The organism is Candidatus Magnetaquiglobus sp., from assembly GCF_058402785.1.
On the sequence record NZ_JBZVFG010000070.1, the window covers coordinates 1 to 13,997 of the forward strand.

Below are 13,997 nucleotides of genomic sequence, written 5' to 3' on the forward strand. Positions count from 1 at the left end.
GGGGACAATGATGGCCACGGGAGGGGACAAGTCATCGGACTCCGGGGACAATGATGGCCACGGGAGGGGACAAGTCATCGGGGTCCAGGGGACAATGATCGCCACGGGAGGGGACAAGTCAACGGACTCCGGGGACAATGATGGCCACGGGAGGGGACAAGTCAACGGGGTCCAGGGGACAATGGCCCCTGGTGGGGTTCGGGGCAAAGCCCTGAGGTCTTGACTCTTCCTTTACCGTGGAACTCCCGTAAGGGAGGTCCACGGTTGGGGGGTGAGGGGGTTCTCCCCCCATCATGCCAGTTTGTGATTTTGATTTTCGCGCGCTTTTCACGATAAGCGGTTTTTCGCGCCTTTTGCGAAAAACCGCGCAAGCGCGCGCCGTCTCATGCGCCCCCTCCGTTGCCCGTAAGGGCATAAGGAGGGGGCGCATTGCCTTTCAGCACAACAAGCCGCCTCCGGCGGCCTGTTCGAGGCAAGGCGAAGATGAGTCGTTTTGCCAAAACCGCAAAACGACTCATCTTCCAAGGCTGCGCGCAGCGTTTTTTTCGCAAAAGGCGCGAAAAAAACGCTTTTTTGTAGAGCGCGCTAAAAGCAAGATTAAAGATTAAAGATTAAAGATTAAAGATTAAAGATTAAAGATTAAAGATTAAAAAAGTCAAAGGCCAAACCTCGGAGGCTCTGCCTCCGAACCTCCGCCGGGGACCTTCGGTCCCCGGTCCCCCGCAACGGTTACCCCCCCTTATCCCCTACCCCCTCCACATACCCCCTACCTCACCACATGCCCTCTACCTCACCACATGCCCGCCCGGTCTGGACGCAAAACGCCCGATCATCTCCAGCAACAACTTCTTCTTGAGCGGCTTGGCCAAATGGGCATCGCAGCCGGCCTCGAGACACTGGGCAACATCCTCCTGCATGGCATGGGCGGTCAAAGCGATGATCGGCAACCGTTCCCAACCCTGCTCCCGCTCCATCCTTCGCCAGGCGCGGGTCGCCGAATAGCCATCCATCACCGGCATGCGCACATCCATGAAGACCAGATCGAATCGCTCCTTCCGCATCGCCTCCAGGGCAAGCATGCCATTCTCGGCCATGCGCAACTCAATGGCCGATCCGGCCAGATAGGCCCCCACCAACATACGGTTCTCCTCGGAATCATCCACCAACAGGATACGTCGCCTGGTTTGACCATCCGGGACCGGATCCTCCAACGGCAGCAGCAAACGTTCCCGCATCTCTTCCAACCCCAACGCCTGACGCACGGTGCGGATCAGATCCCCGCGACGCACCGGCTTGAGCAGATAGTGGCTCACCCCCAGAGTCTGACACTGTTGCAATACCTGCTCGTGATAGACGGAATTGAGCATCAGGATCGGCAGCACCCCGTTGTTCGTGGCGCGCCAACACTCCGCCATGCGCGGACCGTTCAGGGTGGGCATGTTGACATCCAACAGCACCAGCCGATAAGGCCGCTGATCGGCCTGGGCCGCCTCCAGCATGCGCAATCCCTCAAGGCCGTCCACGGCCTCGTCCACCTCGGCGTGAAATGGCTCCAGATACTCCCGGAATACCAGTCGGTTGTCTGCGTGATCATCCACCACCAGAATGCGCACCCCGCTCAACTCCGGAAGCGACGACTCGATGCGTACCGCACCGGCCTGGAAAGGGATGGTGCAGGTGAAGGTCGTGCCATGACCGGCACGACTCTCCACCGCAATTCCACCGCCCATCTTCTCCACCAATCGCTTGACGATCGCCAATCCGAGACCCGTGCCCCCGAAACGACGGGTGATGGAAGAGTCCGCTTGCACGAAGTTGTCGAAAACATGCTCCAGCCGATCCCTGGGAATGCCAATGCCGGTATCGATCACCCGAAAGGCGATCCAGGCCCGATCGTCCTGGCCGCTCCCCTCGGGTGGAGGCACGGGCAACGCCTCGAGCCGGATGGAACCCCGTTCGGTGAACTTGACCGCGTTGCTCAACAGATTGAGAAAGATCTGCCGCAAACGGGTGGGATCGCCGGATAGCCACTCCGGAACCTCCGGATGAATGTGTTGCACCAGATGCAACCCCTTGGCATTGACCCGTGGCGCCAGAATGTCGCACACCACGTTCATCTCCTCGGCCAGCTCGAAGGGGATGTTCTCCAGGGTGAGCTGGCCGGCCTCGATCTTGGCCAGATCCAGGACATCGTTGATGATCCCCAGTAAATTCTCGCCCGCGGAACGGAACACCTGCACGAACTTGCGTTGACCGGGTTGCAGCTCGCTCTCCCACAGCAGATCCGCCATGCCGAGAATGGCGTTCATCGGCGTGCGGATTTCATGGCTCATGTTGGCCAGAAAGTCGCTTTTGGCCAGGTTGGCGGCCTCGGCGGCGTTCTTGGCGTGACGCAACTCCTCCTCCATGTGCTTGCGTTCGGTGATGTCCCGATTGCTGGCCCGGCGTCCGAGAAACTCCCCGCCCGCTCCGGACACCGGACGACAGCCATGGCTGATCCAGCGGATCGATCCATCCGCATGGATGATCCGATAGTCGAGGTAGCCCTCCTCCGGGCTGTCGATCCGCGCATGATGGGCGATCATCCGCGCCACATCCTCGGGATGGATGATGGAGGTCAACAGCGTCGGATCCGCCATGAAACGGGCGGCGGAATAGCCGGTCATGGTCTCGCAGGAGGGCGACATGAAGACGATGCGCTGCGCGGGATCGACCCAGTACTCCCAGTCGTAGGTAAAATCCAGAACCGTGCGGAACATCCTCTCGCTCTGGCGCAGCCGCTCCTCGGCCTGTTTGCGTTCGCTGATATCCCGCCACGCCACCAGCAGGGCCTGACGGTCCTCGAGGTCGATCCGGGAGACGGTCACCTCGGCCCAGAAATCCACGCCATCCAGCCGGCGGTGCAACCATTCGAAACGGTGTTCTCCCCGCTCCAGGCACTCGCGGATCACCTGGGCCGCGGCCTCTCGCGAGGTGCGACCGTCCGGTTGATGATCCGGGGAGAGCTGATCCGGTCTCTTGCCGAGGATCTGCTCGCAGGTGCCATGCAGCATCCGTTCCGCGGCCCTGTTGCAGTCCGAAATGATCCCGCCATCCAGCTCCATGATCAGATAGGCATCCGGGGAGCTGTCGAAAAGCCGTTGATAGCGTTTCTTGACCCCTTCCAGGACCTGTTGCTGCTCCTGCAACGCCTTTTCGATGGTGAGCCGGTCGGTCACGTCGGTGCAGGAGCCGATGAAGCCGGCGAAACTCCCCCGTTCATCGTAGCGGGGCGCTCCATTGTCCATCAGCCAACGCCAGGCGCCGTCGTGACGCCGCAGCCGGTAGAGCATGGAGAAGGGTTCGCGCCGCTGGAAATGGGCCGTATAAATCTCCATGCAGCGTTCCAGGTCATCGGGATGAACCCCCCTTGCCCACCCAGCGCCGCACTCCTCTTCCAGGGTGCGTCCGGTGAAATCCAGCCAGCGTTGGTTGAACCAGTCGCACCCCATGTCCAGACCCGACACCCAGATCAACACCGGCGCGGAGTTGGCCACGACCCGAAAACGGGCTTCGCTCTCCTCGAGCCGGGAGCGCAGCTGACGGAGGGCGGTGATGTTCTCGATGGCCGCGACCATGAAATCGGGTTCGCCACCCAGTCCTGGAATCTGGCTGACATTCAGCCGACCCCACACCTCCCCGCCATCCCGGGTGTAATACCGTTTTTCCAACTGATAGGTCGTGATCAGATGGTCACGCAGCTTCTCGATAAGATTCTGGTTGAGCATCATGTCATCGGGATGGGAGAGCGTGGAGATGGCGACGCCGCGCAACTCTTCGGGGTCGTCATACCCGAGCATGTCGGCAAAGGCACGGTTGGCCTCCAGGATGCGCGACTCGCGCGGATCGGCTCGCACCAGGCCAATGCCCGCATGATCGAACATGGCGCGAAATTTGGTTTCGCTCAAGCGCAGCGCCTCGCTGGCCCGTTGCTGGTCGGCCAGCCGGTGCCGCACCGACCGGTAGTAGAGCAGCAGCAATCCGAGCATGGCGCCGAGAAAGAAAACGTGATCGATCCAGATGTGACGAACCGCATCCGTCTCATGTTCCCGATAGGGGCGCAGCGGCAGACGCACGCCGATGCCGCCGCGCACATCCCCCTCCCGGTAGCCTTGCTGGGCATGACACTTCAAGCACCCCTCCTGGGTGATCATCGGTCGCATCAGGCGCAACGTGGCGTCCAGCCCCTCGCCCAGAATCGCCACGACCTCCTCTTCCCCCTGTTCGAAGGCGCGCAGCGCCTCGGCCTCCCAGGCATCGGGGCGGTTATCCGGATTGAGCGGCCTGTCGGAAACGAGCCGCCCCTGGATGCCATAGAGATCGGCGTATTCGCCCATCAGCTGACGCAGCATGTAGGCCGGATTCATCAGGGTGAGCCGACGCCCGGAGGGGGTGACGACATCCCGTTCCGGAATGTGGGCGAGATAGGGATTGGCCGGGGTGCGTGCATCCTCGGGGACGTAGACGCCGCCATGGCGGGTGGCCCACTGACGAAAAGCCAGATCCTTGGCGAAGTTGGCGCGGGCGGTTTGAATGGCCAACTCCATGCTCTGTTGTTGCGCATGGTGGATCGCGGAAGACAGGGAAACAAGCGTGCCGATGGTCAACAGCAGCCCCAACACGACCACCCAGAAGGTGAAACTCTCCTGAATGCGCTCCGACACCTTCGATCTGATGATCCGCGCCATCGTTGGGATCATGCCACGCTCTCCGCCTGAACAGCCGATGCCACGCTTGCGTCAAGTCTGGCGTGGTCTGGATGGTTTGCCCCCATCCCACCCCCCCTGACAGCTTTCCCGAATGACCACGACTACCGTAGCAGTGTGCCTTGTTGCTACTCAATTTGCAAGATCGATCTTGACCTTCTTCATCCAATCGAAAAACAATGCCTGTTTTGCAAGAATCAGCCCCCCCTCTTGCGCACGGGCCCCCGCCTCACAGACCGCCATTCCTGGGGAAGACCCTGCAAACCCAGGCCAGCTCATCCCGGTTCCGATGGACACTTAACATGAAAATAAAGAAAATATGGCAAATTGTTTATACAACTTGACCAATACTTGTCCGCACCATCCGTCAAAGCTCCAAAGATCGCCCGACCTCACGGTCTGCGGATACTCCAATCGATGCGACCCTGAGAAACCACCCGTGCATCGACACCAGCAGCCGATGCGCTGCTCTCCAGATGCGCGCGGAAATGGTTCAACCGTTCGGCATGCTTGCGATACTCGTCATGCAGAATCTCCGGCCACACCCCCTGGAAACTCGCGGGACAGTCTGGATCGGGTGGTGACGGCTCCCGCATCCAGAAATCCAACCGGGCCAGGGTCTGCTCCAACAGGGTTTTGCCACGGGGCGAGTCCCAGCCCGCCCTGGTCCACTGTCCCAACAGATGCGACGCCACGGAGGGATCCGTGACATCATAGCGGCGATAGGCCCGTCCTCCCGAGGTATCCACCTTCCGCAACGCCTGACGGTAATCGTCGGGAATGGCCGGTTCCTGGGCGAAAATCGTTCGGCGCATCCGCTCCGGCGGCGGAGCGTCGCGCCACCACCCGGATTCGGCCATCAGCAAGGCCAGATGGGCCGCGTGCAGACGCGCGCCGGTCCAGGTCGGATGCAACGGATCGTAGGTGGTGAAGGCGACCGGGAAGCACGACTGATAGTCGGTATAGCGCAACGCGGAGGAGAAGATGGCGGCCAGTTCGCCTCGGAACCTGGCGAAATCGGCGTCGTTTCGTTCGGCCCTGGTGTAGCGTTTGTCGAAATCGATGGGCAGATTGGCGCCGATGACCGGCATCCGGGCCTTGTTCAGAATCCCGATCAGATCGCGCAGGTCGGCCAGGTGACCGTCGCGACCCAGGGCATAGAGCGACCAGTCGAACAGCGTCGGATCGAAGCCGGCGGGCATGGCCATCATCCGGTTTTTGTCCACATGAAGGATGCGGCTGGGTCGGGAGCCGCTCAGCGACTCGACCCGCTCGAGCAGCGGGGTCTCCCACAGACCGCGCAGTTCGTTGCGGTAGAGGGTCAGACGCAGGAAACGGTTCACCAGGTGATCGGCGAACATGCCCACATCGTAGTTCCGCCACCAGAACCCCCAGGGAAGACGTTCGAAGATGCCCGGACGGAAGAAATGTTCCGCGTGGAAATCCTGCAAAGCCAGCTTGAAGCGGTCGGAAAAACTGATGTAGGCGACCTGAAGCACCACCAGATCGACCTCCATCTCCATGGCCAGCATGGCGCGTTGCAGGATGCTCGAGGCGACGATGCCCGGCGTGGAGAGATCGAGTACCTCGAAGCGACCCGGCGCGAGGGCCTCGAGCATGCCCCGCAGATGGCCGGAGACCCGTCCGCCGGTGGTGGCGTGGGAGTTGGAGAGATAGAGGATCCGTGCCACGCCCGGTGGTTTGGGCGGCACCGGCGTTTGACCCGAATAGTCCTTGAGCAGTTGCTCCAGGGGGATCCGTTCGAAAGCGCTCGTTTCGAGCGGGCGACGGTTTTCGCCCTCCAACCGTGCGCCGAGGGTGATTTCCAACCAGGCCAGCACCCCGATCAGGAGCAGGGCGCCGACGATCCGGAGCCTTTCATGCAGACCATCCCGCTTGCCGAACCGGTTGATCGAGGTCACATCCATGGCGGCTCAGAACTGGAAATAGATGAATTGGGCGATCTGGGGAATGTTGAGCAGGGCAGCCAGGGCCACGCCCAGCAGCAGGGTGGATTCCCACCAGCCGGCGCTGCCCGGCCACCGTTGGGCGGCATTGGGCAGAAGCAGGGTTCCGGCCATGACCAACACCAGAAAGCCGCCATCGATCGGCGACACCGCGCCGTTGTCCAGACCATGCCCGCCGATCATCCCCTTGAGCACGACCAGGATCTTTTCCGGATCGTGCAGCCGGAACCAGACCCAGCAGACATGCACCACGACCAGGGTCAGGGCGACCGCCACCACCCGTGGCATGCGGATGACGAGGCGCGTGCCGCGCATCAGGGTATAACCGCCCACCAACGCGCCATGCAGTCCGCCCCAAACGATGAAGTTCCACCCGGCTCCATGCCACAATCCGCACAGCAGAAAGGTGACCAGCAGGTTGAACATGGTACGGATCCGCCCCTTGCGACTGCCGCCCAGGGGGAAATAGAGATAATCCTTGAACCAGGTGGACAGGGAGAGGTGCCAACGTCGCCAGAACTCCTGGATGTTGGGCGCCTGGTAGGGCGACAGGAAGTTCTCGGCGAGTTCCACCCCCATCAACAACCCCAGGCCGATGGCGATGTGGGTATAGGCGGCGAAATCGAAGTAGATCTGCAGACCGAAGCCAAAGGCAAAGGTCCAGCTGGAGACCAGACTGTCGAAACGCCCTTGATCGGCGATGGCGTTGACGATCAGTCCACAAGGATCGGCGATGAGCAGTTTCTGGATCACCCCCAGGGCGATGCGATCCAGGCCGGCGCTCCAGTTGGGACGGGTTTTGCCTTCCACCAGGGCGTGCAGCTGGGCGCTCAAATGGGCATAGCGTTCGATGGGGCCGGCGATGAGCTGCGGCAGATAGGCCAGATAATTGATGAAACTGAGATAATTCCGCTCGGGTCGCACATGGCCGCGGTAGACATCGATCGAATAGGCCATGGACTGGAAGGTGTAGAAACTGATGCCCGGTGGCAGCACGAGCGATCTGAACAGCTCCGGATCCGGCATGGGCAGACCCAGCGCATCGCCCAGGGGCGCCAATTTCGGCAACAGCATCTTGCCGTATTTGAAAAAACCCAACAATCCGAGATTCAGGCACAGGGTGACGATCAGCCAGCCCCGTCTTCCCCAGGGGGTGACGGCCCGGTCGATACGCAGGGCGGTGAAAAAGTCGAGGGTGGAGGAGAGCAGCAACAGGACCAGAAAGAACGGCTCGTTGCCGGAGTAGAACAGATAGGAGAAGAAGAAGATCACCAGACCCCGCGCCGTTCCGGGAGGCGCGAGACGCAGACTCACCAGGAACAGGGGCAGGAGGACGAACAGAAAGCCAATGGACTGGAACAGCATGGCCGGGTTGGATACCTGAAGAGCTTGGTGTCGATAATCGAAATGATTATTTCCTCTTTCAGGGAACCGTGTCAACGACTGGACTCAAGGGGCTCGACGTTGGCCGGAAAGGGTACGCCGCGCCGCCCCTCTCAGCCGTGCCACAACAGACGCTGCCCGCCTCCCAGCGCCAGACTCCCGACCATCGCCTCACGCAACCAGGCGCGCCCCCGTTCGATCGCCTCCTCCAGCCCCAGGCCCTGGGCCAGACCGGTGGCGATCGCCGAGGCCAGGGTACAGCCGGTGCCGTGGAAGCCGGTGCCGGGCAGACGGGTATCCTCGAACCAGCGGCGGGCGGTATCGCTCTCCAGCCAGTCCCGCACCATCCCGCCCGCCAGGTGGCCCCCCTTGAGAAGCACCGCGCCCGCGCCCAGATCCCGCAGCGCGCGTGCCGCCTCCCGCATCTGCTCGGGAGTCTCCACCGTCAGGCCGGTCAGGGCTGAGGCCTCGGGCAGATTCGGGGTCAACAGGGTAACGCGCGGCAGCAGTTCTTTTCGATAGTGCTCCAGCCCTCCGGCTTCCAACAGAATCCCCCCGCCCGTGCCGGCCAGGACCGGATCGGCCACCAGCGGCAGATCGGGATGGTCGGCCAGCACCGCGACCACCGCGCGGACGATGGCCCGGTTGGCGAGCATGCCCAGTTTGACGCAATCGGCGCCGACGTCCGCCAGGCAGGCGCGCATCTGCGCGGCGACCAGCTCCGGATCCAGCGGCACCACGTCTCCCACCGCGCGGGTATCCTGAACCGTGATCGCGGTGACCGCGGTCATGGCATAGCCGCCCAGGGCGGTCACCACCTTCAGATCCCCCTGCAATCCGGCTCCGGCCACCGGGTCCGAGCCGGCCACGATCAATACCCGCGCGACTCCGGGAGCCGGCTTGTCAGGCTCCGGGCGCCATGTTAGACTGAAGGGGTTTGGTTTTGGATGGGTTTTCAATGGACTTTTTCGCCACTCGCAAGGAACCGCCACATGCCCAAGGTACTCATTTCCGACAAGATGTCCTCCGAAGCCGAAGCCGCGCTCAAGGCACGCGGCGTGGACGTGGATTATAAACCGGGTCTGAGTCCCGAGGAACTGAAATCCATTCTTCCCGCCTACGATGGCATCGCCATCCGTTCGGCCACCAAGCTCACCGCCGACCTCATCGACGCGGCCACCAACCTCAAGGTGATCGGACGCGCCGGCATCGGCGTGGACAACGTGGACATCCCGACCGCCTCCAAGCGTGGCGTCATCGTGATGAACGCCCCGTTCGGCAACGCCGCCACCACCGCCGAATTGACCGTGGCCCTGGCTCTGGCCGCCGCGCGTCACATCCCGGCAGCCACCGCCTCGACCCGTCTGGGCAAGTGGGAGAAGAACGGTTTCATGGGTCGGGAGTTGTGCGGCAAGGTGCTCGGCATCATCGGCACCGGCAACATCGGTTCGTTGGTCGTGGAGCGGTTTCTGGGCTTGAAAATGCGGGTGCTGGCGTTCGATCCTTTCATCAGCAAGCAGCGCGCCGAGGATCTGGGGGTCTCCCTCTGCCCGACGTTGGACGAATTCTGGCCTCAGATCGACGTATTGACCGTCCACACCCCGCTGATTCCGGCCACGCGGCACATCGTGAATGCCGCCGCCTTCGAGCGGATGAAGAAGGGGGTGATCATCGTCAACTGTGCCCGCGGCGGCATCATCGACGAAGCGGCCCTGTACGATGCCCTGAAATCCGGCAAAGTGTTCGCCGCCGGCCTGGATGTTTTCGAGGTGGAGCCGGCCCGTTCCAATCCGTTGTTCGAGCTGGACAACGTGGTCTTCACCCCCCATCTCGGCGCCTCGACCCACGAGGCCCAGGTGAAGGTGGCGGTGCAAATCGCCGAGCAGATCGCCGATTATCTCCTCAAGGGCACGGTGCAGAACGCGCTGAACATTCCGGCGGTCTCCGAGGGTGAACTCGTCACCCTGCGTCCTTATCTGAACCTTGCCGACAAGCTCGGCACCACCCTTGGTCAGCTCAACGAATCGGGCATCAAGCGCATCGAGGTGCTTTTCGAAGGGGAAGTCGCCTCCTTGAGTCGCAAGCCGATCACCAACATGGTGTTGAACAGTCTGCTCAAGCCGATGCTTTCCGGCGTCAATCTGGTCAACGCCCCATTGATCGCCGAGGAGCGTGGCATCGAGGTGGTCGAGGCGGTGCGTCGTCACTCCAACAAGGGGTTCACCTCGGCCCTCGGGGTCACCATCACCACCGAGGACCGGGAGCGGTGCATCACCGGCACGCTGCTTTACGGCAAGGAACCGCGCATCGTGGCCATGAACAACATCCCCATCGAGGCCACCCCGGAGGGGAGTTTGCTGTTCGTGGCCAACAACGACGCGCCGGGTCTGATCGGGCGGGTCGGCACCATTCTTGGCGAATCCCAGATCAACATCGCCAACTTCCATCTGGGTCGCAAGGAGATCGGCGGACGGGCGATCGCCTTCATCAACGTGGATCAGGACGTGCCCCGGGAGGTGATGGAAAAATTGACCAGCGTGCCCAATGTGATCGAGGTCAAGCTGGTTCGGTATTGAGTTCTTGCACCTTGTTTCCCGGTTCTTCGTGTCGTCAGGTATCCGGAGAACCGGGAATTCTCACCCTCTCCCCGCTTCAACAAAATCGGCACACCCCTTGCATCACATCTCAGTGATGACAATGCAATCACCTGCAAGGGGAAACAACCATGAAGAACTGGCAAGCGTCCATGTTGATCGCGTTGGGGTTGATGAGTGCCCCCGTGGTTGGCGAGACCGCGATTCACCGCAAGGCGTGCGAAACCCCTTCCCAGGGGGTGAGTGTCTGTTGGGATGCGCTCTCCGAGGAGAACGTCACCGAATTGCCCGTCCCCTATCCCAAGTTGCATCTGTTGCCGATCGCCCGGCAGGTGGCGGGACAGCCTGAGGTATTGGTTGACTTCAGCCGCACCATTTTCCGGCAATTGTTGCCTGGTCAGTTGGCCGAGCAGCTGATTCCGGAGTGGAGTCCGGTTTATCATCTGGAGGGGGCGTTGGCCATGAGTCAGAGTTCCGGCTGGCCGGCTTTGTTATGGATTTCGCCGCGTGAGATGCGCGGCAGTTCGCCGACCTCGCCGGGGTTGTTCGACCTGGACGCCTATTTGATCTCCAAGGGCAAGGTGCTTCGCACGGTACGGATTCGGGTGGAGTCGCAGCCCAATCGCAAGCATGACGGGGTGGAGCGAGCTGCCGTGGCGGGTACGTTGTTGGCGGCCACGGGTTCGTTGGTGAGCGAGCCATTGGGTTCGCTGGTAGGGATTGGCACGGCGTATGGCATGGGTCAATCGCAGCCGCCGGAGGCGGGTCAGCCATTGGAGTTGTTGAGTGAGTGGGCGATGCGGCAATTGATGTTCGTGTTTCAGCAGCCGATGGAGTATCTCCCTTCCGCGCCGACCGAGACAGGGGGTGATCCATGGAGTCGGGAGAATGTTTCGAATCTGATCAAGCGTCCGTTTGCGGGCAAATGAGTCGTATGGTATTCAGGGTGTTGTGTGTTTGAGTTGCCGGGGGAGTGATCCCCCGGTTTTTTTGTCTTTGAGGTTGGGATTCACACCACGGTTGCGGGGGCTGGGGGGCTGGGGCCGAAGGTCCCCGGCTTAAGTGCGGAGGCAGAGCCTCCAATAGTGCCTTACGTTAACTCAACAACTTTCCCATCCATCTGTTATTGAAAGATTGATGCGTGACACAGATGCTGGACCCCGCGTTGACCGCACCCGTTACTCCCCCTACCCCAACCCTCCCCCGGTTGCACTCAATTGATCCCCAATCCACACTTCAGAAAAGGTGATTCCACCCCATGTTCAAACAAATCCATAAACTGGTCTGGGCCTTCGACGCCGAATGGATGCCCAATCCCACCGCCGGACGCCTGCTCCATAACCTCCCGGAAGAGGCGGATGACCTCGAGGTCATGGAAACCATGTGGCAAAAAGGCGGAGCCACGGACGAAAATCCCCGCCCCTTTCTCAAAACGATCCTCTGCCGCATGCTCTCCATCGCCGCCGTGCAACGCCACCAACACGCCGATGGACGGGTGACCCTCTCCCTGCTCTCCCTGCCCCGCGATCCAAACGCCCCACACGACGAAAAAGAGATCGTGTGGCGCTTTCTGAACGCCATCGGCGAACGCCACCCGCAACTGGTGGGATACAACTCCCTGGCCGCGGATCTGCGCATTCTCGTGCAACGCGGCATCTGCCTGGGAATCCAAGCCCCACGGTTCGCCCTGCGACCCAACAAACCCTGGGAAGGGGTGGACTACTTCGCCAAGGGAAGCGATTGGCACATCGACCTGCGCGATTACGCCACACCAGGCTGGGGATCGGGAACCCCGTCCCTGCATGAACTGGCCGTGCTCTCCGGCATTCCCGGCAAAATGGACGCCAGCGGCGAAGACGTGCCTCGCATGTGGCTCGAAGGTCAACTGGATCGCATCATCGCCTACAACGAACGAGATGCCCTGACCACCTACCTGGTCTGGCTGCGCATGGCCCACTTCGGCGGATTGTTCAACCCGGAAGGATACCTCCAGGAACAACAACGGGTGCGCGAACTGATCGTGGCCGAGTCCGCCAACAAACCGCACCTGCATGACTACCTGGCCGCCTGGGAACGACTGTCACCCGAACTGTTCCACACGGAGGGATGATGAGAACCGGCATCGTGACCCACAAGCGGCGCAATTGTTGCATATTTTTCAGAAGACTCAAAAGCGCCCTCTTTCAGGATATTCCGGCCCGATCATCTGACGGCTTCGAGGTCACGGCAATGCCCCATGCCACCTGCTCCCAATGCGGCTTTCCCCAATCCGCGGATACCCCATCACCCACCTGCCGCCAGTGCGGCGCTCCACTCGAATACGCCGGACCGATTCAAACCTCCATGGCCCTGGAGATCTATCTGGACCACGCCCGCGAAAACGATCCCCACCACTACCTGGGATTCGACGCGGCACGGGTGCGCCATTTCGAGTCCCATCTGCGCGGTCGCGGAGTCTCGCCCCGCTCGGCACGACCGGAAGGGGTTTACGGCTTCTTGAAGCAGATTCGCGAACGGCTCGGTCCGGATGGCGAACGGGGCTATGAGTCCACCCTCACCGAATTCTTCAAGGCCCTGACCCTCAAAGGTCTGATTCCCACCAATCCAATGGCGCGCGAAGAACGGGAGGTGTATGCCCCCATGGACACGCGCGGCTTTTCCGAGGAGTTGGTCACCTTCGTCACCCATCAGGAAGGGACCGGATTCACCGAAAATCTCTACTTCGATGTGCGACGCATTCAGGTTCTGGAAGGATTTTTGGCGCGCCGTGACAAGGTGGTGCGTCAGGCCGATGATAAGGATCTGAACGATTTCATGGTCATGGCACGCAAAAATTTCACCACCAAACAGGCATGCGGCCTGGCCTTGACCATCGAGGAGTTCTACCGCGTGCTGGTGGCATCCGAATTGATGGCACGGGCCCCAGCATGCATGGCGGTGCATGCCTGCCGGGACAGCCTGGAAAAATTGCTGCCAACCGAAGAAATTCCGGAAAAAAACGGAGAACGTTTCAAGCCCATGCCCGATTCCCATTCATTCCTGGCCGGCAGACGACGCCTGCTGTTCTTCGTGGGAGCCGGCCTCCTGGCGCTGCTGGTGATCGGCGTGCTGCTCTGGCAGTTGCTGGCCGGACGCCCACAACCCGGCACCCTCTCCCATGAGCTGCGCCAGAAGGTCAAAGAGATCAAAACCGGCACGTCGTCGGACACACCAACCCGCCCCTCGAACGCGGGCGTGGATGGCAAGACGCCGTTCGCACCACCTCCCCAGGCCATGCCGCCCAGGCTGGAGGCCAAGGGCGTCGTCGC

General features: G+C 61.5%; 8 protein-coding genes. 4 read left to right on the top strand and 4 right to left on the bottom strand.

Going from position 1 to position 13,997, the window contains the following annotated elements:
* Positions 1-785 precede the first annotated feature (785 nt).
* The 4 genes from ACV4UY_RS15610 to thiD form a co-directional block, all read right to left on the bottom strand.
* Positions 786-4,739 (bottom strand): PAS domain S-box protein, encoded by a 3,954-nt coding sequence (locus ACV4UY_RS15610; protein WP_491608230.1) that lies wholly within the window; start codon positions 4,737-4,739, stop codon positions 786-788.
* A 398-nt stretch (positions 4,740-5,137) separates the two neighbouring features.
* A complete protein-coding gene (locus tag ACV4UY_RS15615; protein ID WP_491608231.1) occupies positions 5,138-6,673 on the bottom strand; it encodes a hypothetical protein in 1,536 nt (511 codons plus the stop codon).
* Between the two features lie 6 nt (positions 6,674-6,679).
* Positions 6,680-8,077 carry an MBOAT family O-acyltransferase gene (locus ACV4UY_RS15620; RefSeq protein WP_491608232.1) on the bottom strand — a complete coding sequence of 466 codons (1,398 nt, stop codon included), beginning with the start codon at positions 8,075-8,077 and terminating at the stop codon, positions 6,680-6,682.
* Between the two features lie 131 nt (positions 8,078-8,208).
* Entirely contained in the window at positions 8,209-8,964 is a 756-nt protein-coding gene (gene thiD / locus ACV4UY_RS15625) for a bifunctional hydroxymethylpyrimidine kinase/phosphomethylpyrimidine kinase (RefSeq protein ID WP_491608233.1), read from the bottom strand.
* A gap of 123 nt (positions 8,965-9,087) precedes the next feature.
* Between thiD and serA the strand changes: the two genes are divergently transcribed.
* The 4 genes from serA to ACV4UY_RS15645 all read left to right on the top strand — a co-directional run.
* On the top strand, positions 9,088-10,671 hold the full coding sequence (serA, locus tag ACV4UY_RS15630; protein WP_491608234.1) for a phosphoglycerate dehydrogenase: 1,584 nt from the start codon (positions 9,088-9,090) through the stop codon (positions 10,669-10,671).
* Positions 10,672-10,820: 149 nt separating this feature from the next.
* Positions 10,821-11,618 (top strand): hypothetical protein, encoded by a 798-nt coding sequence (locus ACV4UY_RS15635; RefSeq protein ID WP_491608235.1) that lies wholly within the window; start codon positions 10,821-10,823, stop codon positions 11,616-11,618.
* A 329-nt stretch (positions 11,619-11,947) separates the two neighbouring features.
* Positions 11,948-12,799 carry a 3'-5' exonuclease gene (locus tag ACV4UY_RS15640; protein ID WP_491608236.1) on the top strand — a complete coding sequence of 284 codons (852 nt, stop codon included), beginning with the start codon at positions 11,948-11,950 and terminating at the stop codon, positions 12,797-12,799.
* A 119-nt stretch (positions 12,800-12,918) separates the two neighbouring features.
* The coding region (locus tag ACV4UY_RS15645) for a hypothetical protein (RefSeq protein ID WP_491608493.1) at positions 12,919-13,997 on the top strand (1,079 nt) is incomplete at its 3' end.

Coding starts and splice junctions, on each gene's coding strand:
- ACV4UY_RS15615 (WP_491608231.1), bottom strand. CDS start 6,673: ATGGATGTGACCTCGATCAACCGGTTCGGCAAGCGGGATGGTCTGCAT.
- ACV4UY_RS15610 (WP_491608230.1), bottom strand. CDS start 4,739: ATGATCCCAACGATGGCGCGGATCATCAGATCGAAGGTGTCGGAGCGC.
- ACV4UY_RS15635 (WP_491608235.1), top strand. CDS start 10,821: ATGAAGAACTGGCAAGCGTCCATGTTGATCGCGTTGGGGTTGATGAGT.
- ACV4UY_RS15620 (WP_491608232.1), bottom strand. CDS start 8,077: ATGCTGTTCCAGTCCATTGGCTTTCTGTTCGTCCTCCTGCCCCTGTTC.
- ACV4UY_RS15640 (WP_491608236.1), top strand. CDS start 11,948: ATGTTCAAACAAATCCATAAACTGGTCTGGGCCTTCGACGCCGAATGG.
- serA (WP_491608234.1), top strand. CDS start 9,088: ATGCCCAAGGTACTCATTTCCGACAAGATGTCCTCCGAAGCCGAAGCC.